The following is an 838-nucleotide window of genomic DNA, read 5'->3' on the forward strand; positions in this document are numbered from 1 at the left end:
CGCAGCGGCGTGCGCGCCGCGCTGGTCTGCGGGCAGGACGTGGAGATCGACGTGAACTGCGTCTTCGTCGGCCGCGTGGAACTGGGCCCTGGCGTGCAGATCGGCGCGCACTGCTGGATTGCCAATGCGTGCATCGCTGCGCACGCCGTGATCCAGCCCTACACGCACATCGACGGCGAAAACTCCGGCGCCACGGTGGGCGCAGGCGCGCACGTCGGCCCCTTTGCCCGCCTGCGCCCGGGCACCCGACTGGGCCGCGCGGTGCATATCGGCAACTTCGTGGAAGTGAAGAACAGCAGCCTGGCCGACGGCGCCAAGGCAAACCACCTGGCGTATCTGGGAGACGCCACGGTGGGCGAGCGCGTGAACTACGGCGCCGGCAGCATCACCGCGAACTACGACGGCGCGAACAAGCACCGCACCGTGATCGAGGCGGACGTGCACGTCGGCAGCAACTGCGTGCTCGTGGCCCCCGTGACCATTGGCGCCGGGGGCACCGTGGGCGCGGGCAGCAACATCACCAAAAACACCGCCGCCGGCGCGCTCAGCGTGGCGCGCGGCCGGCAGATCAGCATTCCCGGCTGGGCCCGCCCTGCCAAGCGCCCGAAACCATGACGCAGGCCGACGCCGCGCAGCAGCTGGCCGAGATGGCCGCGGCGCAGGAGGAGCTCCTGCGCGCCGTCGCGCACGACCTGCGCGCGCCGCTGCGGCATGTCGGCGCCTACGGCGCGCTGGTGCGCGAGTCGCTGTGCGAACTGCCTCCCGACACGCTGAACGCCCCCGGGACGCAGGAGGCCCTGGGCCTTCTCTCCAGCCTGGAGCAGTCCGCCCGGCGCAT

The 838-nt window shown here is 72.0% G+C and carries 2 pseudogenes; both read left to right on the plus strand.

From position 1 onward, the window contains the following. Nucleotides 1-615, plus strand: a pseudogene (locus tag VTU_RS0105720) (bifunctional UDP-N-acetylglucosamine diphosphorylase/glucosamine-1-phosphate N-acetyltransferase GlmU); the annotation flags it as partial. Next, a pseudogene (locus VTU_RS0105725) lies at nt 612-838 on the plus strand (sensor histidine kinase); the annotation flags it as partial. The pseudogenes VTU_RS0105720 and VTU_RS0105725, both read left to right, overlap by 4 nt.

It is taken from the genome of Verminephrobacter aporrectodeae subsp. tuberculatae At4 (assembly GCF_000193225.1).
GTDB lineage: Bacteria > Pseudomonadota > Gammaproteobacteria > Burkholderiales > Burkholderiaceae_C > Acidovorax > Acidovorax aporrectodeae.